This is a genomic window from Nakamurella flava (genome assembly GCF_005298075.1).
Lineage (GTDB): Bacteria > Actinomycetota > Actinomycetes > Mycobacteriales > Nakamurellaceae > Nakamurella > Nakamurella flava.
The window spans coordinates 1525604-1546402 of the sequence record NZ_SZZH01000001.1 but is presented as its reverse complement, the minus strand read 5'-3'; the positions used below and the strand labels follow the sequence as shown (position 1 = coordinate 1546402).

The 20799-nt window shown below is 68.8% G+C and carries 16 protein-coding genes, 1 pseudogene and 1 riboswitch; of the genes and pseudogenes, 8 read left to right on the top strand and 9 right to left on the bottom strand.

Annotation, left to right across the window (positions count from 1 at the left end; translation table 11 throughout):
- Window position 1 precedes the first annotated feature (1 nt).
- Together FDO65_RS06980 and FDO65_RS06975 are read right to left on the bottom strand one after the other, a co-directional pair.
- On the bottom strand, window positions 2–868 hold the full coding sequence (locus FDO65_RS06980; protein WP_240757466.1) for a type II secretion system F family protein: 867 nt from the start codon (window positions 866–868) through the stop codon (window positions 2–4).
- The gene (locus FDO65_RS06975) at window positions 865–1722 is read right to left on the bottom strand and encodes a type II secretion system F family protein (RefSeq protein WP_137448639.1); all 858 of its coding nucleotides are present in this window, start codon (window positions 1720–1722) and stop codon (window positions 865–867) included. Before FDO65_RS06975 ends, FDO65_RS06980 begins: the two co-directional genes overlap by 4 nt.
- Before the next feature lie 449 nt (window positions 1723–2171).
- Here FDO65_RS06975 and FDO65_RS06970 point away from each other — a divergent pair, with 449 nt between their 5' ends.
- Window positions 2172–3830: an ATP-binding protein gene (locus tag FDO65_RS06970; protein WP_137448638.1), complete on the top strand. Its 1659-nt coding sequence runs from the start codon at window positions 2172–2174 to the stop codon at window positions 3828–3830.
- A gap of 29 nt (window positions 3831–3859) precedes the next feature.
- On the opposite strand, the gene FDO65_RS06965 is transcribed toward FDO65_RS06970, so the two are convergent.
- Window positions 3860–4720: an LLM class flavin-dependent oxidoreductase gene (locus FDO65_RS06965; protein ID WP_137448637.1), complete on the bottom strand. Its 861-nt coding sequence runs from the start codon at window positions 4718–4720 to the stop codon at window positions 3860–3862.
- A gap of 39 nt (window positions 4721–4759) precedes the next feature.
- Window positions 4760–5992, bottom strand: coding sequence for a DNA polymerase IV (gene dinB / locus FDO65_RS06960; protein WP_137448636.1), 1233 nt, complete (start codon window positions 5990–5992; stop codon window positions 4760–4762).
- Window positions 5993–6174: 182 nt separating this feature from the next.
- On the opposite strand from dinB, the gene FDO65_RS22445 reads away from it, so the two are divergent.
- From FDO65_RS22445 to dhaM, 4 genes are all read left to right on the top strand, one after another.
- Entirely contained in the window at window positions 6175–7407 is a 1233-nt protein-coding gene (locus tag FDO65_RS22445) for an Ig-like domain repeat protein (RefSeq protein WP_205849827.1), read from the top strand.
- A gap of 147 nt (window positions 7408–7554) precedes the next feature.
- Window positions 7555–8856, top strand: a complete 1302-nt coding sequence (gene nhaA / locus FDO65_RS06950) for a Na+/H+ antiporter NhaA (protein WP_137448635.1) — start codon at window positions 7555–7557, stop codon at window positions 8854–8856.
- Between the two features lie 169 nt (window positions 8857–9025).
- Window positions 9026–9667, top strand: coding sequence for a dihydroxyacetone kinase subunit DhaL (gene dhaL / locus FDO65_RS06945; RefSeq protein ID WP_137449572.1), 642 nt, complete (start codon window positions 9026–9028; stop codon window positions 9665–9667).
- A complete protein-coding gene (dhaM, locus tag FDO65_RS06940; protein ID WP_137448634.1) occupies window positions 9664–10089 on the top strand; it encodes a dihydroxyacetone kinase phosphoryl donor subunit DhaM in 426 nt (141 codons plus the stop codon). The genes dhaL and dhaM overlap by 4 nt, the downstream gene beginning before the upstream one ends.
- Before the next feature lie 44 nt (window positions 10090–10133).
- Here dhaM and FDO65_RS06935 read toward each other — a convergent pair whose 3' ends face one another.
- The 4 genes and pseudogenes from FDO65_RS06935 to FDO65_RS06920 form a co-directional block, all read right to left on the bottom strand.
- Window positions 10134–10970: an ABC transporter ATP-binding protein gene (locus FDO65_RS06935; protein ID WP_137448633.1), complete on the bottom strand. Its 837-nt coding sequence runs from the start codon at window positions 10968–10970 to the stop codon at window positions 10134–10136.
- Window positions 10967–11845 (bottom strand): ABC transporter permease, encoded by an 879-nt coding sequence (locus tag FDO65_RS06930; protein WP_137448632.1) that lies wholly within the window; start codon window positions 11843–11845, stop codon window positions 10967–10969. Before FDO65_RS06930 ends, FDO65_RS06935 begins: the two co-directional genes overlap by 4 nt.
- Entirely contained in the window at window positions 11842–12900 is a 1059-nt protein-coding gene (locus tag FDO65_RS06925) for an ABC transporter substrate-binding protein (protein ID WP_420847523.1), read from the bottom strand. The genes FDO65_RS06930 and FDO65_RS06925 overlap by 4 nt, the downstream gene beginning before the upstream one ends.
- Window positions 12901–12943: 43 nt before the next feature.
- Window positions 12944–13037: riboswitch (TPP riboswitch) on the bottom strand.
- Between the two features lie 82 nt (window positions 13038–13119).
- Window positions 13120–13956: pseudogene (locus FDO65_RS06920) on the bottom strand (CpaF family protein); the annotation flags it as partial.
- Window positions 13957–13994: 38 nt separating this feature from the next.
- Between FDO65_RS06920 and FDO65_RS06915 the strand changes: the two are divergent.
- From FDO65_RS06915 to FDO65_RS06905, 3 genes are all read left to right on the top strand, one after another.
- Window positions 13995–15464 carry a recombinase family protein gene (locus tag FDO65_RS06915; protein WP_137448631.1) on the top strand — a complete coding sequence of 490 codons (1470 nt, stop codon included), beginning with the start codon at window positions 13995–13997 and terminating at the stop codon, window positions 15462–15464.
- A 65-nt stretch (window positions 15465–15529) separates the two neighbouring features.
- Window positions 15530–15985, top strand: a complete 456-nt coding sequence (locus tag FDO65_RS23285; RefSeq protein ID WP_420847503.1) for a DUF2510 domain-containing protein — start codon at window positions 15530–15532, stop codon at window positions 15983–15985.
- A 2194-nt stretch (window positions 15986–18179) separates the two neighbouring features.
- Window positions 18180–19427, top strand: a complete 1248-nt coding sequence (locus FDO65_RS06905; RefSeq protein ID WP_137448630.1) for a hypothetical protein — start codon at window positions 18180–18182, stop codon at window positions 19425–19427.
- A gap of 519 nt (window positions 19428–19946) precedes the next feature.
- Here FDO65_RS06905 and FDO65_RS06900 read toward each other — a convergent pair.
- A complete protein-coding gene (locus FDO65_RS06900) occupies window positions 19947–20486 on the bottom strand; it encodes a hypothetical protein (protein ID WP_137448629.1) in 540 nt (179 codons plus the stop codon).
- Window positions 20487–20799: the final 313 nt, after the last annotated feature.

Genomic DNA, 20799 nt, shown 5'->3' with positions numbered 1-20799 from the left:
GCTAGCTATTGACCGGCATCATCATCGCAATCTCCCGGCGGCCGCCGGCCTCGAGCAGCTCCCGCTTGGCTGCCGCGCGGGCGTCGGCGGCCTGGGCCCGCAGCACGTCCGACAGCGGGGTGCCGCGCTCGATCGCCACGGCCATGCCGTCGACGAACCGGGCGAGCGGCTCCAGCCGGGTGCGGTCGCGCAGGTCGGACAGTGCCGTCAGCAGCGGGGTGCCCGACCGGGCCGAGGCGAGCACGCTGGAGAGCTGATCGATGAGCGGGCCGTGGGCCAGTGTCGTGATCCGGTCGAGTGCCCCGATCGGTCCTTCGCCGGCGGCGACCGCCAGGGCCAGCATCTCGGCGATGACGGGGAACTCGGCCAGGATCTCGCGGTCCTGCCGCTCGACCTCACGCGTCAACCACCAGTCGCGGGCCAGCACGCCGCTGACCGCCGCAACCACGATGACCAGCAGCAGGGCGAGTGGATTGCTCTGGCCGAAGAGCACGGCCAGCAAACTCAGCGCGATCGCGCCGCCGGCGCCCATGGCTCCCCAGAGCACCTGCTCCACGCGGAAGCCGTCGACCGTCTGCGACGAGCCGAGCGCAGCCAGCCGTTGCTCCACCGACTGACGTCCGCCGAGGAGCCGGTCGATGAGACGTCCGGTGTCCCGGACGAAAGGCCGCAGCAGGACCACGAGCGCGGAACGGGTGCCCGTCGACGGGTCGCCGGTGAGCAGGCGCGAGGGGGGTGGAGCGTCGCTGAGGTAGGGGGCGATGCGGTCCGCCAGGGTGGTGCGACGCATCGGGGGCGCACCGAAGACGGCGACGAGCACGCCGACGGCCACCAGCCCGCCGAGGAGCGCACCGACCAGGACCGTCACTGCAGCACCCGCCGGTCTTCCGGCAGTCGCCCGATCCGGATCATCACGCGGTACGCGACGACCGACAGCACCGCCCCGCCGACCAGGATGGCGGTGCCGGTCGGGGAGTCGTAGGCCTGCAGGGTGGTCGGTTGGGTGGCCAGTAGCAGCAGCACCAACCACGGTGCGGCCACCGCCATGCGTGCCGCGTTCACCGACCACGTCTGCCGGGCCAGCAGTTCCGCGCGCGTCCGGGCGTCGTCACGGAGGAACCCGGACAGGGTGGCCAGCAGCCGGCCGAGATCGGTACCGCCCACCTCCCGGGCCACGCGCAGCGATTCGCAGATCCGATCGCCGACCGGGTCGGCCAGGGCGTTCTTCAGGCGATCGAGACTGGTGGTGAAATGGCCCGTCGTGCGGTAGTCCGAGCCAAATTGCCGAAATGGCTCCCGCAGTTGTTCGGGTCCCCGTGTACCGATGGCGGCCAGCGCTTCGGGAAGGGACAGGCCGGCCCGCACCCCGGAGGTGAGATTGTCGACGACCTCGGGCCAGAGCTCCCGGAGGTCGGCCTGCCGGCGGTGACGCAGGCGGTTGACCAGCATGCGGGGCAGGGCGGCTCCCGCGACGGCGAACAGCGTCGAGACGCTGACCGAAGTGGTGACCAGGAGGGTCAACAGCCCGATCAGTAGCAGGGAGAGTGCCTGCAGCGCAATGAGTTGGCCCGGGCTGATGGTCGTCAGGCCGGCCTGGTGCAGGTGTTCGCGGGTGCGGCGGAAGTGATCACGGCGCGGTTGGTCGGGACGGTTGCGGCGGGTGACGCCCGTCCACGCCAGGAGCAGACCGACACCGAGGAGCAGGCCGACGAGTGCTCCCATGACGTGCCTCCTCCTATCGGTGCCGAACTGCGGACGACCGGAGGTTAACCAGCAGATGTGAAAGCCATGAATACGTGATCGTCCGGCTGTGGACAACTCCCCGGCAATGGCCCTCGTTGCGAAGAGTTTCGGCATGCCGGATATCTCGATGCGGTGATCACTGTTCGCGATTCGTGGATCGCGACCGCCCGGAATGGTTCATTCCCGGCCGGCTCTTCCCCGGGAGGGAACGGGGTTCGTCGTTACGTGGAATGGGGTTCGCGCCCACCGGCAGCCGCTCCGCCGTCCGGTTGGTTCGTGGTGTCCGGCGGGTGGCCCGCGGGCTCCGTGGGGGCCACGGGGTGGTCAGGCATACCGGTCAGGTGACAGAAGCGTCATAGGCGGCAATTCGGGCTGGGTCAGACCTACGGTCCGGAGGTGTGATCCGAGCCGAGACAGGGGTGATCGACATGCACCAGGACTCCGACGGGGGCCCGACCGCACCACCGCCCGTCATCGGCGGGAGCCAATGGACGGACGGGTCCGGATGGCAGTTCGACCGCGACCTGCTGATGCTGTGGGGGGTGGAGCAGCACGAGGCGCCGAGTGTGCTCGTGGATCCCGTGCTGCCGGTCGGCGGCCCGGCCGCCGCACTGACCTGGGAAACGTGGATGACCGGTCTCGGTCCGGCGCACCGCGTCGTCACCTACCGCATCGTGCACGGCAGCACCGGGGAGCCGAGACACCTGCAGGCGGTCGTCCGGCCGGACGGAGCCTCCGCGGACCGTCGCCCGGCTCGTGCCTGGCACATGGACGTCACGGCGAGCGTCGACGTGGCTCGACTGCAGGAGCGGTCGGTGGCGCAGGCCACCACCGATCGGTTGCTGGTTCTCGGGCAGGTGGGCGCGGCCATGGCCGCTAGCGCCCGGCCCGGCGAACTGCTGCATCGCATCACCCGACTGGTCGCCGCTTCCCTCGGTGGCTCCGCACACATGATCGTTCTGAACACCGAGGGCGACGGCTGCGACTACGACATCGTGGCTCCACCTGATCCCCGGGGCGTCACCGTCGATCGGCAACCCGCCGACGATGAGGCATCGATGCCGCGCCGGCCGACCGGGGAAGAGCCTGGTGCGGCCGGCGGGCGGCCCGTGCGGGACGTCGATCAGGCCGCGGTGACCGCGCTGCCGCGCAGCTGCCAGGGTCACCCTCCGAGCCGACGATCCGCCGTCGCGTCGATCTTCTCGCTCGCGGAGATGTCGGTGACCCACCATCTGACGGCCCCCATCCGCCTGAGCGGTCGGGTCGCCGGCGCACTGGCCGTGTTCCGACCCGACACTGCCGGCTGTTTCGACCCCGCCGATCAGGGACTGCTGCAGGTGCTGGCCGATGGAGCCGGCGCGGCCGTGGCGCAGGCCCGCGCACGCCGCCTCCTTCACGCCCGGGCCGAGCGGCTCCACCGACTGGTCGACGAACGCGAGGACCTGCGGGAGCAGCGCGACGAACTGTTGGAACAGCTCGAGGACGTCGAGGACCGCGAGCGCTCGCTCGTCGCCGAGGTGGTCCACGACGACCCCCTGCAGCTCATCGTGGCCGCGACCCTGCGTCTGGACCTGGTCGCGCCGCATCTCGACCCAGGGACCCGGGACGAGATCGAGCGTTCGCTCGACCTGCTGGAGCAGGCCGGACAACGGCTGCGCGATCTGATGAAAGTCGGCCTGACCCCGCCGGATCTGCGCGCTGGGCTGTGGCCGGCGATCCGGGAGATCGCCCAGGTGCTCTTCATGGGTACCGGCGTCCGGGTGACCGTCCGGGCGGCGGCCGATCCGCTCCTTCCGGCGGCAGCCTCGACCGGGTACCGGGTCGTGCGGGAAGCGATCATGAACACCCGCCGACACGCCCAGGCCCGCCAGCTGACCGTCGCCGGTGAACGGCGCGGACCGCTGCTCGTCGTCGTCGTCCAGGACGACGGCATCGGATGCGACCGGGAGTCCTCGCCGGACGGGCACTTCGGCATCTCGACCATGCGAGCCCGGGCGGAGGCGTACGGCGGAACGGTGACGATCCGCCGCCGGGACGGAGGCGGTTGCGAGGTGCAGCTGGAGCTGCCCGACGCGTTCGCGGAATGACGGGGCCGAGCGGTCGTCGGCTCGTCGCGTCAAACCCGGGGTGGACCGGCGTCGATCCTTCGACGGTGCCGGGCGACGGCGTCGTCGCCCATCGTCCAGTCCGACTCGACCCACCAGTTGGCGCCGGCGGCGACCCATTCCGCCACCCAACCGTCGCCGGCCGAGCCGGGACCGCTCACCCCTTCGGCGACCACGTCATATCCGGCCCAGGGCAGGCCGGCTTCCTCCCGCAGCGGCCGAACGGCGGCGACCACGTCCGCCAGGTCCGACGGGCCGAATGCGGTGGTCTCACTGAACCCGACCTTCGTGGCCAGCAGCCCGTCCCACCGAGCGGCGCGGGCCAGTGAGCGACGGGCCGGGTGGGCGCCCACCACCCAGACCGGCACCCGGGGTCGCTGCACGGGCGGCGGCGGGTTCATGAGGTCGGTGGGGCGGACCTGATAGTGCTGGCCGGTGAAGCTGAACGGCTGGCCGCGCATCAATCCGTCATAGACAGCAAGTCCCTCATCGAGCTTCTCAGCGCGCGTCCGGCGGCCTTCGTCCCGTTCGAAGGCCAGCCAGTTGTCGTGCAGGGCGCCCATCCCGACGGCCAGCTGCATCCGGCCCCCGGAGAGCTGGTCGAGCGTGGCGGCCCGGCCGGCCAACTCCCACGGGCGGACCCGGGGGAGCGGGGTGAGCAGCGTGCCCAGCCGGATCCGCTCGGTGCGCACGGCCGCCGCGGCCAGCGTCACCCAGGCGTCCTGTCCCCAGACCGCCTCCCAGGTGAAGACGGCGTCCCACCCGGCCTGTTCAGCGGCCACCGCCAGGTCCACGAACTCGTGCACGGTGGCCTGACTGATGACGACACCAGTACGCAGTCCGGTGGCCCCGCGGCCGGCGATCTCGCTCATGGCCGCACCCTCCCACGGGTCACCGACAGCGGGTTCCGGTCAGTCGTCGGTGAGCGGTGCCTCCAGGCCGGTACCGCGGTTGACCAGCGTGCCCCGGGTCAGTGCCCCCGCCCCGTACCTGCCGCGCACCGCGTCCCACGCCCGGTCGAGCCGCTCGTCCGCCCGGCGGTCGAACGAGAACGCCAGCTGTTCGGCACCGTCGGCGTCGAAGCCACTGACGGCGACGCCCACCAGGTTCAGACCCTCCCGACCGATGAGTGGCATCGCGGCGGTCACCAGCGAACGGGCCGTCTCGAGTACGACCTCGGTGGACGACGTCCCGCGGGCCAGCGTGTGCGAGCGGGTCACGCGGGTGAAGTCGCCGAACCGCAGTCGGAGCGTGATCGTCCGGCCGGAGCGTTCCGCCGCGCGGAGCCGGCGGGCCACCCGGTCGACGCACCCCATCAGGACCGCGTCGATCTCGGCCGGGTCCCGCGTGCGGTGACCCAGGGCGTGCTGGGACCCGATCGACCCGCGACGGTGGCCCACCACGACCGCCCGCGGGTCGTGGTTGTGGGCCAGGGCGTGCAGATGATGCCCGGCGGCCTGACCGACCAGTGAGACCAATCCCGCCCGGCCCAGAGCGGCCACCTCACGGACCGTGCGGATGCCGTGGTCGTGCAGCTTGGCCGTCGTCTTGGGACCGACCCCCCACAGGCGTTGCACCGGCAGCGGATGCAGGAAGTCCAGTTCGCCCTCCGGCGGGACCAGTAGCAGCCCATCGGGTTTCGCGACCCCGCTGGCCACCTTGGCCAGGAACTTCGTCCGGGCCACCCCCACGGTGATGGCCAGCCCGACTTCCTCCCGCACCGCCCGCCGCAGGCCGGCGGCGATGTCGGCCGGCGCCCCCGCCAGCCGCCCCAGCCCGCCGACGTCGAGGAAGGCCTCGTCAATCGACATCGCCTCGACCAGGGGCGTGGTCCGTCGGAACACCCCGAACACGTCCTTGCTCGCGGCCGAGTACGCCCACATGCGGGGCGGTACGACGACGGCCTCCGGGCACAGCCGGCGGGCCCGCTCACCGCCCATCGCCGTGCGCACCCCCCGGGCCTTGGCCTCGTAGCTGGCGGCCAGCACGACCCCGCCGCCGACGATCACCGGACGCCCCCGCAGCGACGGGTCGTCCCGCTGCTCCACCGAGGCGTAGAACGCGTCGAGATCGGCGTGCAGGATCGTCGCCGCCGTCCGGGGCGCGGGCGGGCCGGACCGCTCTCCGTCCGGACGTCCAGTCATGGACACATGTTCGCACGCGGCCACCGGTGGGCCAAGGACCCCCGGTCGGTTCCGGCCGCCGGGACCACGATCGTGGCCGCTGCGAGAGCGGTCACGAAACTGTCCAGGCTGTCGGGGCAGCGCGGTACTGTCCCGCCCGACCGGCCGTGAGGTCGGGTCGACGCGACACAGGGGGCAGGGCGATGAACAGCAGCAGGTGGGCCGGGGGCTCGGGGATGGGTCGCGTCGCCCTGGTGGGGACGGCGGCACTGCTGCTGGTGGCCGGCTGCGGGAGCGGTGCGGACGGGGTGCGTCAGCAGGCCGCGACCAGTCCCTCGGCGACGACGGTGACCGCCGGACCGCCGGCGCCGTCCGCCGCGCCGACCGAGCGATCGGTGACCCCCGGGTCGAGTACGGCATCCAGCGAACCCGCCCCGCAGCCCGCCGGCCCCGCGGCGTCCACCGTCACCGGGGCGACGGCAAAGACCGCTGTCCGGTACGGCGACAACAGCAGCTTCACGCTGACGGCGGCGGCTCCGACCGCCACCCCCGGCGCCGATCTCACCGGCCCGATCAGCGTCAACGACGGCAGCACCGTGCTGGCCCAGGGCACGACGGACGCCGGTGGTACCGCCACGCTGGCGTTCTACAACACGGTCGATCCCGGGGAACACGTCTACTCCGTCAGCTACGGCGGCAACGCGGGGATCGCACCGGCCACCGGTTCGCTCATCCTGCGGACCACCACGACCGACGTGGACATCTCCATCGGCCAGGTCACGGGTGTGCAACCCGGCCGGCCGGCCACCATCCCCACCCGGGTGATCGGCACCCCGCAGTCGCCGACCGGGCAGGTGACCGTGACCGTCGACGGTGCGGTGGTGGGGCAGGGGGCCGTCGACGAACAGGGCCGGTTCACCGCGACGATGCCGGCCGCCGCCGAGGGCAAGCACGAGGTCAGCGTCGCCTACGCCGGGGACATGCGGTTCGACCCGGCCACCGCCACCAGCTCCTTCACGGTCACCGCGCCGCCGGTCAACCCCAACCAGGCCGGCGCCGCCGCGGTCCAGGCGTCGAACCCGTGCCCGGCCACCGCGCAGGCCTGCGTCGACCTCACCAACGAGCAGGCCTGGTTGCAGTCGGGCGGCGCGGTCACCTACGGGCCGGTGGCCGTCACCTCCGGCGAGGCCGGATCCCGCACCCGGACCGGGACGTTCGCGGTGTTCTGGAAGGACAAGGACCACAAGTCCAGCCTCTTCAACGACGCACCCATGCCCAACTCGGTGTTCTTCGACGGCGACATCGCCTTCCACCAGGGCAGCCTGTCCCGGCAGTCCAACGGCTGCATCCATCTGTCGTGGGACGCCTCGGCGGCGTTCTTCGACGCGCTGTCCACCGGGTCGACGGTCACCGTCTTCGGCACCCCGCCCTACTGACCGGCGCGCGTCGGGCGCCCGGCCGGCCGTGTGGTCCGATCCCGGGCTCGTCATCGATAGGCTGGTCCACGGTGTGCCGGGAAGTCTGGTCGGCCGGAACGCGACACGATCCCGTGGTCGCGTCCGCGAGATGTTCCAGGAGTGCCCATGACCGGACCGCCCGCACCCTCCCCGCTGCGCGCTGCGTTCTCGCCGGGTTCGTGGCCGGAGGCCCGGCGGATCGCCGATGTCCTTCGCCGGGAGACCGTCGGCGGGATCCTGCTGCTCATCGGCGCGGTCGCCGCCCTGGTGTGGGCGAACTCGCCGTGGGCCGACGGTTACACGACCTTCGGTGCGATCGTGATCGGCCCGTCCGCTCTGCACCTGGACCTGTCGCTGTCGACCTGGGCGGCCGACGGCCTGCTGGCCATCTTCTTCTTCGTCGCCGGTCTGGAACTGAAACGCGAGTTCGTCGCCGGTGATCTGCGCAGTCCGTCGCGGGCGGTCGTCCCGGTGGTGGCCGCCGTCGGCGGCATGATCGTCCCCGCGGTCCTGTACCTGGTGATCGCGGGCGGGACGGCACCCACCGGGTGGGCGATCCCCACCGCCACCGACATCGCCTTCGCCCTCGCGGTGCTGGCCGTCATCGCCACCCATCTCCCGGTGGCCCTGCGCACGTTCCTGCTGACCCTGGCCGTCGTCGACGACCTGCTCGCCATCTGCGTGATCGCGCTCTTTTACACCTCAGAGCTGAACCTGCTCATGCTGGGGTTGGCGCTGTTGCCGTTGGCCGCCTTCGCGGTCCTGGTCCAGCGCGGCGTCAGCTCGTGGTGGCTGTTGCTGCCGCTGGCCCTGGCCACCTGGACCCTGGTGCACGCCTCCGGGGTGCACGCCACCGTCGCCGGGGTGTTGCTGGCCTTCACCGTTCCGGTCCGGTCCCGGCGTCCGTCGGCCGCCGGGATGGCCGAACGCTTCGAGCACCGGTGGCGTCCGCTGTCGGCCGGGGTCGCGGTCCCGCTGTTCGCCCTGATGTCCGCCGGGGTCACCGTCGCCGGCTGGTCCGGGTTCACCGGGGCCCTGACGGACCCGATCGCCCTGGGCATCATGCTCGGTCTCGTCGTCGGCAAGCCGATCGGCATCCTGGTCGGCACCTTCGTGGCGGCGAAGGCCACCCGTCAGCAGCTGCAGACCGGTTTGACGTGGCCCGACCTCATCGGGGTCGGTCTGCTCGGTGGCATCGGCTTCACGGTGAGCCTGCTCATCGGCGAACTCGCCTTCGCCGACCCGGTTGCCGACGACCACGTCAAGATCGCGGTGCTGACCGGTTCGATCGTCGCCGCAGTCCTGGCCACTGTTCTGCTCCGGCTGCGCAACCGTCGCTACCGGCTGATGTGCGAGGAAGAGGCCCGCGACGACGACCACGACGGGGTCCCCGACATCTACCAGCGGGACGGGCGACCGGCCGATTGAACATCGCGGCCGATGGATCGGACCGGCACCTGGCCGTCCGGCGGGCCGCAGGGCAGGATCGTGGGCGGCGACCGCATCAACGGTCGATGATCATCGACGGCCCGGGTGACCGCGGCCATCAATCGAGCCGGCCAGGGCGGCCGGCGACTATGGGGAGTTGAACTTCGACATGACCTGTGACGCCGGAACGGTCGTCGCCGCGGTGCGGGCGGCCGCCGCCGCCGCCGCCGAGCACAAGACCGAGCTCACCCGCCTCGACCGGGAGATCGGCGACGGTGACCACGGGGAGAACCTGGCTCGGGGCTTCACCGCCGTCGTTGCCAAGCTCGACGCCAGCGCCCCGGAGACCCCGGCCGCGGTGCTCAAGCTCGTCGCCACCACCCTGATCTCCACGGTCGGCGGTGCCTCGGGTCCGCTGTACGGGACGGCTTTCCTCCGCGCGGCGACCGCCATCGGCGACGCCTCGGAACTGGACGGTGCGCTGGTCGTCACCGGTCTGACCGCGGCCCGGGACGGCGTCGTCGCCCGCGGCAAGGCCGAGCCCGGCGACAAGACCATGGTCGACGCGCTGACGCCGGCCGTGCAGGCCGCCGCTGCCGCAGCCGACAGCGGTGGGGACGCCGCAGCGGTGCTGTCCGCGGCGGCCGACGCCGCCGCCGAGGGTGCCGAGGCGACCACTCCGCTGCAGGCCCGCAAGGGTCGGGCGAGCTACCTGGGTGAGCGGTCGATTGGGCACCGGGATCCGGGGGCCACGAGTGCGTCCCTGCTACTCCGGGCCATGGCCGATGCGGCTGCGGGGGGCGGGGCGTGAGCGTCGGAATCGTGCTGGTCTCGCACAGCGCCCAGCTGGCGGCCGGCGTCCTGGAGGTCGCCCAGCAGATGGCGCCCGGCGTGCGGATCGTGGCGGCCGGCGGCATGGAGGACGGTGGGATCGGCACCTCGTTCGACACCATCACCGCCGCCGTGCAGCAGGCCGACGACGGCGACGGTGACGGGGTCGTGCTGCTCTACGACCTCGGCAGCGGCTACCTGACCACCGAGACCGCGGTCGAGTTCCTCGAACCCGAACTCGGGGAGCGGGTGACGATCGTCGACACGCCGTTCGTCGAGGGTGCCGTCTCGGCCGCCCTGACGGCGTCGTTCGGGGCCGACCGCAAGGCCGTGGTGTCCGCCGCGCTGGAGGCCCGGACTGCCAACGGACCGGGCGGTGTCCGCTCCGTGGACGAGATGTAGCACCGGCCGTTGCGGCCGACCACCACGGGCGGGTGTCTCCGGGACTACCGGGGACGCCCGCCCGTGGTGTGGTGCAGCAGGTCGAGCAGTTCGGCTTCCAGGGCGACGAACTCCGGGGTGGTCACGGCCCGCAGGTCCCGGGGGCGGGGGAGGTCGACGGTCAGGTCGCGGACGATGCGGGCCGGCCGGGGCGAGAGCACGAGGACCCGGTCGGCCAGCAGCAGGGCCTCCCGGATGTCGTGGGTGATCATCAGCATCGTCCGGGGATGCTCGGTCCACACCCGCTGCAACCACACCTGCAGATCGGACCGGGTCAACGAGTCCAGCGCCCCCAGCGGTTCGTCGAGCGCCACGATGGGGCGCTGCTGCACCATCGTGCGCAGCAGGGCCGCCCGCTGGCGCATGCCGCCGGACAGCTCGTCCGGGTAGGCCCGTTCGAACCCGTCCAGACCGAAGTCGGCGAACAGTGCGGCGGCCCGGCGCCTGCCTTCCCGGCGAGGGACACCCTGCACGTCCAGACCCAGCGCGGTGTTGTCCAGGACGGTGCGCCAGGGCAGCAACAGGTCCCGCTGGGGCATGTGCGCCACCTGCCCGCGCGGCGTCGCCGGGCCGGCGGCGCCCGGCGGTCGACCGCCGATCACCGTCACGGTCCCGGCCCGGGGAGTCAGCTGTCCGGTGACGATGTCGAACAGCGTGCTCTTGCCGCACCCCGAGGGGCCGATGACGGCGACGAACTGGCCGGGGGCCACCGTGACGGTGATGCCGTCGAGTACGGGCAGCGGGCCGTCCGGGGTCGGGAAGGCGTGGCGGATGTCGGCCAGGTGCAGACCACGCGGAGCGGCCTCCCCGCCCGGCGCTTGACCGGGTCGAACGCCCGTCATCGGGGGCGCTCCGCCCCGCCGCGGCGCGGGCGTCGCCACGGGCAGACCCACCGCTCGACGAGGAAGGTCAGGGCGAACAGCGTGATGCTGAGGACGGCGGTGATGGCCACCGCGGCGAGGACGAGATCGGTGCGGAACGAGTTCTTCGCCGTCGCCATGTAGATGCCCAGGCCGCTGGCCGACCCCACGTACTCGGCGAAGATGGCCGCCACCACCGCATAGGTGATGCCGATGCGCAGCGCCGTGAAGAAGCGGGGCAGTGCCCCCGGCAGCCGCAGGTAGCGGAACTGCTGCCAACGGCTGGCACCCATCCCGGCCAGTAGCTTGCTGCCGTCCCGATCAGCCGCCGCGAAGCCCTCGATCAGCCCGATGGCGACCGGGAAGAAGGTGGTCAGGACGACGACGAGCACCTTCGGGAGCAGCCCGAAGCCGAACCAGATGATGAACAGTGGGGCGATGGCGATGATCGGGAGCGTCTGCGATCCCACGAGCAGGGGGACCAGAGCCCGGCGCAGGAGCGGGACGAAGTCCACGGCGACCGCGACGACCCAGCTGACGACCAGCGAGACGGCGAACCCGGCGAGGGTCACACCCAGGGTGGCCACGGCGTTGGCGAACAGGTCGGCCCGGTCGAGCCAGCCCTGCTGCACCACCCGCACCGGGGACGGCAGGATCTGCGGACGGACGGCCAGAACGGTCACGGCGACCTGCCAGCCGATCAGCAGGATCAGCACGACCGCGGCCGCCGGCACCGCGGACCGGACGGCCGCGCCGACCGTCCGACGCCTCCGCGCTCCACGGTTGCCGGTGGCGGCCCCGGCTGGTCGGCCGTCGTCGGTGGTGGCGCCCGGACGTGCCCAGGTGCCGATCGTCATGACGAGGTGGAGAGGTAGTCGTTGGTGAACAGGGTCGAGTAGTCGGGCGCGGTGGACAGGGGGGAGCCGTCGGGGCCGACGAGCAGGCCCGCGTCGAACAGGAAGCCGCCGTAGGTCGCCCACTGCTGGGCGGTCTGCGTGCCGACCGATCCGTCCGCGGCCTTGAGGTACTTCTCAGCCAGCATGCGCTGCGACTGGGTGACGAGTTCCTCGTCGGCGAACACCCCGGGATTGGCGGCGATCAGGAGGCGCGCCGCCTCGTCGGGCTGCTCGGCGGCGAACCGGTAGCCCCGCTGCAGCGCCTGCACGAAAGCTCTGGCGATGTCGGGGTTCTGGGCCAGCCACGTCCGGTTCGTGGTCACCACGATGGAGTACGCGTCTGGGAACCCGTAATCGGTGTATTCGAAGTACTTCATGGGTGTCCCGTTGTGTTCGGCCTCGATGCCCTCCCAGGCGACGAACGGGATCGTGAAGTCCGCGCTGCCCGAGTAGAGGGCCTCGTAGGCGGACGTGCCGAGGGTGACGGTGGTGAACTCGCCCGTCCCGCCGGCGTCCTTGATGACCTCTTTGAGCAGTGGGACCTCGGTGGGGCCACCGAACCCGGCGTAGGTCTTCCCGTCCAGGTCCTTGGGGGAGGTCAGGTCGGCGCGGTCGGCCTTCACCCCGATGGCGGTGGCCCACCGCTGCAGGACGGCCATGACGGAGACGATGTCGGCACCGGCGGCCCGGGCGACGGTGGCACCGTCCTGAAAGCTGATCCCGAACTCGGCGCTACCGGCGTCGATGAGCGTGTCGGGCAGGGCCGTGTTGTACGGGAGGATCTGCAGGTCGATGCCGGCGTCGGCGAACCAGCCGTTCTGCTGGGCCACGTACAGGCCCGTGTGGTTGGTGTTGGGCGTCCAGTCGAGGGCGAACCGCACGGTGGACGTCGACGCGCCTGCCCCGGACGATCCGGCGGCGGTCGACGGGGAGGCCGGGTCGGAGCCGGACGAGCAACCGGCGACGACGGTGACGGCCCCGGCGAGCGCGGCCGACAGCAGGGTCCGCCGGGACAGCAGGGGACCGGTGGATTGGACGGTGGGACGTTCGAATGCAGACGGCAGCACGGAACGACAATCCCTTCGCTAGTACGAACTAGATCAGGTTCAACGGGTGTTCTCTCAGCCCCGGTGGGGCACCCCGTGTCGACCGTGCAGCCTACCCGTCCGCTCGACCTGGTCGCGTTGCGTGCCCATCGCCGCGCGAACGGGCATTGCGTCGCGCGGATCGCCGGCTCAGCGGCGCTGCGGGCGTCCACCCTCCAGCAGCTCGGTCAGGTCGTAGCCGTGCCGGGCGAACCGGTCCTGGTGCGGCGGGTAGCCCTGGGCGCGCGTCAGCACCCCGTCCCGCGTGGTGAAGATGTCCTCCGTCTCGACGACCCCGCCCTCGACGCGCCCGGGCAGGGCCACGATCTCGCGGACCCGGCGGGCCCCGTTGGGCTCGCTGCCGACGTGGACCACCAGGTCCACCGAGGCCGCGACGGTCGGGACGACGAACCCGGCGGTCACGTTCTCGCCGGCCAGCAGCGGCAGGGTGCACAGCTTGACCACCGCCTCGCGGGCGGAGTTGGCGTGCACCGAGCACATACCCGGCAGGCCGCTGTTGAGGGCGATCAGCAGGTCCAGGGATTCCTCCTGCCGGACCTCGCCGACGACGATCCGGCTGGGGCGCATCCGCAGCGCTTCCTTGACCAACCGGCGCAGCCGGATCTCGCCGTGGCCCTCCAGGTTCGCTTGACGCGTCTGCATGGCGACGACGTCCGGCAGGTTGGGGCGGAGCTCGAAGACCTCCTCGCAGGTGATGACCCGTTCCCGGGCCGGCACCGAGTTGATGAGGGTGTTGAGCAGCGTCGTCTTCCCGGCCTGCGTGCCCCCGGCGACGATGACGTTGAGGCCGGCGACCACCGCGGCCTCCAGGAAGCGGGCCGCGGCCGGCGGCAGGGTGCCCAGGGCCACCAGATCATCCAAGCCGTTGGCCGCCACGACGAACTTCCGGATGTTGACCGACAGGTGCTCGCGCGTGATGTCCGGGATGACGGCGTGCAGGCGGCTGCCGTCGGGGAGCAGGGCGTCTGCGACTATTACTTTGACGACAGGTAGGAGGTGAGCCCGTGCGGGCGGTGATCTACGGCCGGATCAGCCAAGACAGGGACGGGCTTGCCGTCAACTTGGGGGAGCAGATCCGCTCGTGCGAGAAGCTGGCCCGTGAGCGGGGGATTGATGTCGTAGCGGTGCGATCTGACAACGACGTGAGCGCCTTCAAGACGGTTGATTCGCGGACCGAATGGCCGCTGGTGCTGGAGATGGTGCACCGCGGCGAGGTGGACATGATCTTGGCGTGGGCGCTGGACCGATGTTACCGGCAGGTGGCCCAATTCCAGACGCTTCTGGATTCCCTCGGGGGTCGGCCGCTGCGAATCGTCACGGTTTCTGGCCAAGAGCTGGACCTTTCCACGCCGATGGGTCGGACGCTGGCTCAGGTGCTGGTTGCCTTTGCGCAGATGGAGATGCAGATCAAGAGCGAGAGGCTGGCTGCAAAGTATTCAGCGAATGCGGAACGTGGTCAGCGGCACGGCGGCAAGCGCCCGATCGGATATGAGGCGGACGGTGTCACCGTGGATCCGGTCGAGGCGGCGGCTTTGATCGAAGCGGCGGAGATGATCATCGCCGGGATGGGCCTGAATGCCGCGACTCGAAAGTTCAACGACGCCACCGGCCGGGGAGCCCGTGCGGTTTCGCTCAAGAATGCGCTGAAGTCATACAGAGTCATTGGGATGAGGGAATACCGGTCGGAGAAGGCAACCCGGGAGTGGGCAGAGCGGCGGCGTGCGGGTGAGGTGACCGGTGAGGAGCGGCCTCCGGGGCGGATAAGTCCGGCGGTGTGGCCTGCGATCCTGACCACGGAACAATGGGAAGCGGTCAGGGCCGTCTTTAGACAGACGACACGGGGAGCGACACCGATGAGGGCTCCGCGTTCACTGCTGAGTGGCATCCTGCGGTGCGCAAAATGTGGTTCGAAAATGGGCTTCAGCCCGGACAAGATTGATGCTCAAAATCCTAGTCGATTGAAGACACGGGCGACCTATAAATGCCAATCGGCCGGCCGCGGCGGGGGCTGTGGAAGCGTCGCGGTGAGTGCATCGGCCATCGAGGAATTCATTCTCGGGGTGGTGGAGACCGTGATCCGAGATGGTCCACCGATCATCGTCGAGAAGCGGTCAAGTGATTCGCTGCAGGTGGCGCTGGAGGAGGAGATTCAGCGGTTGCGGGAAAAGGCGAAGAAACACATCCTACTCGCCGAATCCGGCGCCTTCCGCGTTGAGGAGATCGTGGACAGACAGCGTGCTGTAAATAGTGAGATCGCCGCGGTCGAGGCGCAGTTGGACGCGATCACACTCGGTCGGCGGCGAGTCGAGCGGGCGGTGCCGACCTCCGAGGCATGGGCGGCGTCGACCCAGGCGGAGAGGTCGTTGACGATTCGAGCGTTGTTCGCCGAGATCCGGGTGAAGCCGTCGGCGCGGGGAAGACTGTCCGGGCCGCGGTTCGACCCTGATCGGGTAGAGCTAGCCTGGGCGCGGTAGCCAGAAGTGGCGACGTATCAACCCAGAGTGACGAAGTCACTCCCTCCGATTGCGACGGTGCGCCCATGACGTGCCCCCACAACTCATCGATGTTCGGTGGGCCGTGCGCGACCTGCACGCACCGGAGAGAGGTGGAGGCCTACCAACGTTCACAAGCGGACTCTCTCCGCCGGATGGCGGAAGCTGACGGCGGTTCACCTGGGGGTGGAGGCGCTTCTCTAATAGCCGGGCTGGTCGCGGTAGTCGCGGTCATTTCTGCGGTGTTGGTGGTGGCGCAACTCGTGTTTTCCGCGATTGGCGCAGTGCTGCCATTCCTTCTCGGCGGCGCGGCGATTGCAGGGGTCGTCCTGCTGGTAGCCCGATCCAGGGGTGCGGTTGGCCGCGCTGACGCTCAGCGACCCACGGGACCGATCTCGGTAATCCAATCTGTTCCGATGGGTTGGTACCAGGACCCGGGTGGTGGCCCGCTCCTTCGCTGGTGGGATGGGTCGAGCTGGACGGGGCACACCAGGCCCTTTTAGTCGAACCGGTCGGCGCTAAGCGGCGTGATGCCGAGATGTCGGGTCCGGCGCGTCTTGATGCCGCTCTACGCGCACCCGGGATGCGGCCGCCGATAGCACCGCGTGAACGCGGGTGAGGTCGACCTTCTTCGGGAGACCCTGCGCCGCTCGGGTTTCCGCGACGACCGCCGCGTAGTTGATGTCCTGGTTCGCGTTGTCCATGGCCCTTCCGTTGAGAGGCTCCGCGTTCCCGGTGCGCGGTATCGCTGGCCCTCAACTGGAATCTGACGACGTCTGTTCATTGTCTGACATACGGGGCGGATCTCGACCTGCGGCGTTCGCGGCGGGACCCCGGGGGGTCGTGAGATCGACGCTTGGATCGTAGCGCATCCTGCGGCCGTGGCCGGGGGCCTTCGTAGAATAGTCCTACATCCTTAGCAATGCTATCTGAGAATAGTACTACATGCCCGATGCGGCCATCCTACCTGAAAGGTCCGATGTCTTAGAAATCTACGATGAAAAGTCTAACGGGTCGGCGCAACTTTGCACTGATAGCTTGCTTCGGGGCGTTATGCGGGTCCATTCTTCCGTCCATCCGATTCCCCGCCCTGAGGAGACAAGATGGTCAGGAGAGCAAAGTCGAAGGAAGATCCAGCGCACTGTGAGGATTGCCTTCCTCCCCGCTCCGTCCGATCCGTGGGGGCGGTGCCAGTTGTGCCTGTTGGGTGACCCAGCAGGACCGGATCCCGAGGCGGAGGAGCCGATCGGGTGCGCGACGCTGGAACCGGCGCCGCTGAGCCCCGGGCGGCACGCGCGGCCACAGCGACGGGCGCACCACGAAGCTGAAGCGAAAGCCCGCGGGATGCTCTAGGCAAGATTTAGTGTGGCGTGGACCTGCCGGAGGGTCGCCTGCGTCACCGATGGATCACCGATGGCGAGCAACTCCGAAATCTCTGCCACGGCCACCTCGCGTTGCGCGTCCAGCCGCTGGATACGGTGTAGCCGAATCCGTATCTGGCGGCTGGTCGTTGCTTCGGCGCGGACCTTTTCCTTTCGATTCCACTCGACACACTCGGGGCATCCGCAGCCTTGGTAGACATACCCGGCGCGTGTCCCATGGGGGATGCCCGGAGCCCGAGTTCTGGGTCGATTGGAATGCCTGGGCATCTCGCCTCCCTCGCCGATTGGGGCGTGGGGGCGGGATATAACCAACGCGCCTGGAAGCTACGAGGAGCAGCCCGCCCCGACACTCTTTCGATAGTAGCGTATTGCCCCTCGGATATTCCAATCGAGTCAATTACTGTTCAAATAGTCATTCGGTCGATATTCTATTCTTAGCCCTGGAAGCTAGTGAATAGGAAACCAACAATGACCAGAAGGTTCAGGCGCGAGATCTTCGTCCCCTGCCCCGAAATCTACCTCGTCGAGAGTCAGGAGACCGCCCACGTCGTTCTTGCCGGAGGTTATGGCGACCGAACGCCGTTGCTCCCGCCGAGGGACACCGGATCACCGCGGCGGGGACCAGGTGGTGGGGACCGACGGTTAGTCATCTCCGAGCCGCTGACGGAAGCTCGGTGGCTGGATCTGCTCTTCGAGCTCGGCCTACCGGAGCCGTGGGCGGTGGCGGTCAACGGCGGTGACATCGAGGTGGGCCGGCAGCTGGGGAGCGTGAACCCCGACTGCTTTACCTGGCGCCTGGTGGAGGAGTGGCGCGGATCGGTAGTGGCTGATCGCTTCTTGCTCCCCTTCTTCGGGCCGAGGTGCCCTCTCGGGGTGCGACCTCGAGACAGGAAACAGCCGATGCGGACCGGTGAGCAGCTTTTCGTGGAATGGGCAGAGCGGCACCCGCGGCCGTTGATGAGTTTTATGGAATGGTGCGCGGCGTGAGCTACATTTCCGATTCACTTCAAACGAGATGAGATCATGTCAGTGACTGTCAGCGTCGATCTTCCCCCCGGCGTCGTCAGATATCGAAGAAGAGCGCTGAGAGCGCTGCTGGGGCGCAAGCTGACGAAAGCGAAGCGATCGTCTTCTATTGGTCTTCGCGGGCCTGAGAATCGATCTGAGCGCGATTTCGTCCGCGTGGCGGGAGTGGACCTCGCCGCCGCCGAATTCTGCTCGCTGGTGATGGGCAACGAGATCACCGCCCGTGGCAAGCGGAAGCTGCACGATCCTCTGCCGCACGCTCTGCGAATGTCTTCTCACACGCAGATAAATGGGTATCTGGAAGATCTGGGCAAGCCGCATATTCCGTGGAAAAAGACGGCGACCGGGATACCTGGCATTGACTGCGTTGTCCTACGTCTGCGAGGATCAGGATGTACCGGTCCTCTATATGTGTGTGTCGCCGCCGCACGTGGAGAGGGAGCAGCGGAGGGAATTCTGGAAAATTCTGTCACCGAGGCTGACACGGGTGATGCAGAGTTGCGGGAAGCAGATCGGCGGAGCATACGCCGCGAACATGTGGGAAGTTTCCGCGAAGATTCCCGGGATACATCCGCACCGGAATGTGCTTGCCTTTCCGGTGGAGAACGTCCCGGCGGATGACCCCGCGTGGGATCGGTATCGGGAAGCCCTCCGGGCGGCCGTGATGAAGGAGATCCGCGCGGCGCTGGGTGAGGTAACCGGTGAGGACCGCTATGTGGCACCGGAAGCCGTATTGATCAAGTTTTTGGACCGATATGACGTGTCCTACTTTTTCAAGAAGAATGACCCTCACTCGGCCGAGAATAATCCCTCGTGGGCGTGGGGAGACCTTCTGGGGATCGCCGCGATGGACTCGGATGATCCAAGTGTGCAGATGGCGCGTGCGCGTGCGCTGCAGCTTTATGAGGAAATCGCGGAGGTATCCGATGGGATCCACCTCTTTTCCTTGAGCAAGGGGATTCAGCATCTGACCGGGTGGATCTCGGATTTCCTGATGTGCAGGGAGGAGACCGATCTGTGGGACATCGATGCGGAGATAGAATCTGAGTATCTGGTCGCGAAAAGTACCTCTTATGATCGATACCAAGAAAGCACTCGCGAAGGACTGTTCAATCGGGTAGACGCGGTGCTGCGAGGGCCGCTGGCCTGGTGGCTGCGGCGACACCGAGAAAAGATGAAGGAGGCATTCTTGCGATATTTCCGCTCAAAGGACCCGATGGCCGAGGCGGAGGTGCCGCAGACGTGGGATGCCGAATGGCCGGCCGGACGGTACGTCGACGCGATGGCCCACGATGCGGACCCGTGGCCGGTAGAGGAACCGGAGTGGGACCGGGAGCAACCTCGAAGGACGGACGATTCGTGGGTGCCGGGTGCGGTGGACTCGATCGCGCTTGCGCGATCCATGGTGCGGGACGCCGAGCAACTGAAAAGACGAGCGGCGGATCTACGGGCCGAGAGTGAGCGGATGCAGGATCGACTGATACACGGTCGATCTGATCGCGAGGACGATTGGGACAGGATGACCCTGCTTGACTGAGGCAGGCTCCGCTGTCACCCGGCGTGTTGTCAGGGAATGACGATGGATCGGTCTGTCGACTAGCGGTCGAGACAAGCGCTAGCGCTGAGAGCGTCTATGCGAGAGAAGATCGTCAGGGTAGACGATCGAGACGCGTCTGACGTAGATCGGGTCTCAGCGGCGATCTGGGAGCGCCGCTCGGGCAGTGAAACGAGATCCAGTCGCTTGTTCTCTCCCGACATGCTGGGTTACTGGCCCAAGCGCCAGGCGCGGTCCTGTCGCCAGTGGCGATTGCAATAACCTTTCGCGTAGTGGGGAGAATCGCATCCTCCGACCTCGCACCCCTCTCGAGGCACCGGCCCGGGCTTGCCGACCGGGCGATCCTCTTGTATGTCGCCGCTCCGATGCAGACGGGCATAATGAGTTTGGCACAAATCCTGAGGGGTGATGTAGTCCGCTATCCGACCACACCGGGGCACGGAACAAATTCTGTCCACGATCACCGGCTGATCATATCCAAGTCGGTGTGGGGTATCGATGCTACCGAGTCCCGCCTGATGTGATCCGCCTCGTACAGAACTCGGTGATACCGTCATCGGAGACCCGGACGTGTACTTCGAATCGGCGGCTATCCGGAGCGGCGACCGCGACCTCGATGGCCGCGGTGCCGTCCGAGCCCCGTTCGGTGAGGGCGGCGGAGACCTGATCACGAGGGAGCGTGTACCGCTCCGTGATCACCTTGACGGCGACCGACTCGAACTGCTCGTCGGTGGTGTCTGCGGCGGTCCTGGCGAGCTTCTCCTCGGCGTGCCTCCGGTACTTCCGACGGAGGTACGCGACCACCGGCTGAATAGCCGCGAACTCGAGGAGTGGAACTCCGAAGTCCACGATGAACTGAAGTTCGGAGTAGTCGGCACCTGCATCGACGTAGGTGTACCGGTCCTCCACCCGTCGGATGGCGGATCCTTGGGTGACCTGCTCGACCACCTGGCGCAACTCGGACCGATCGAATTCTGTGGAACCGGTGAAGAGCACCCCCGCGGTCTCGTCGGGTGTACCGGGCGGGTTGCTGTCCGGCATACGGAAGTCCCCGGCGGACCGGAACGACACGGACAGGGTGTCGGCGAAGACTGGATCTGGGTTCATCGGGTACCTCTGGCTCATGTCTCGCGGTTGCCTGGCGAACTGGGGATCGCGGTCGAGCTGAGAGCGTCTGTGAGCGAATAAGTCTCGATCGTCGACGTTACGAGACGCTAGATCGAAGTGCGGCGCTCAACGGGGATCTGAGACGCCCGAGACGGGCCCGCACGACCCGTGGGCTCGTCGCGTATCCCATCCGGGAGTCGCCGGTCGTGTCAACCCGGTTGACGGTGATCCGCCCGAAGAGGTGTAA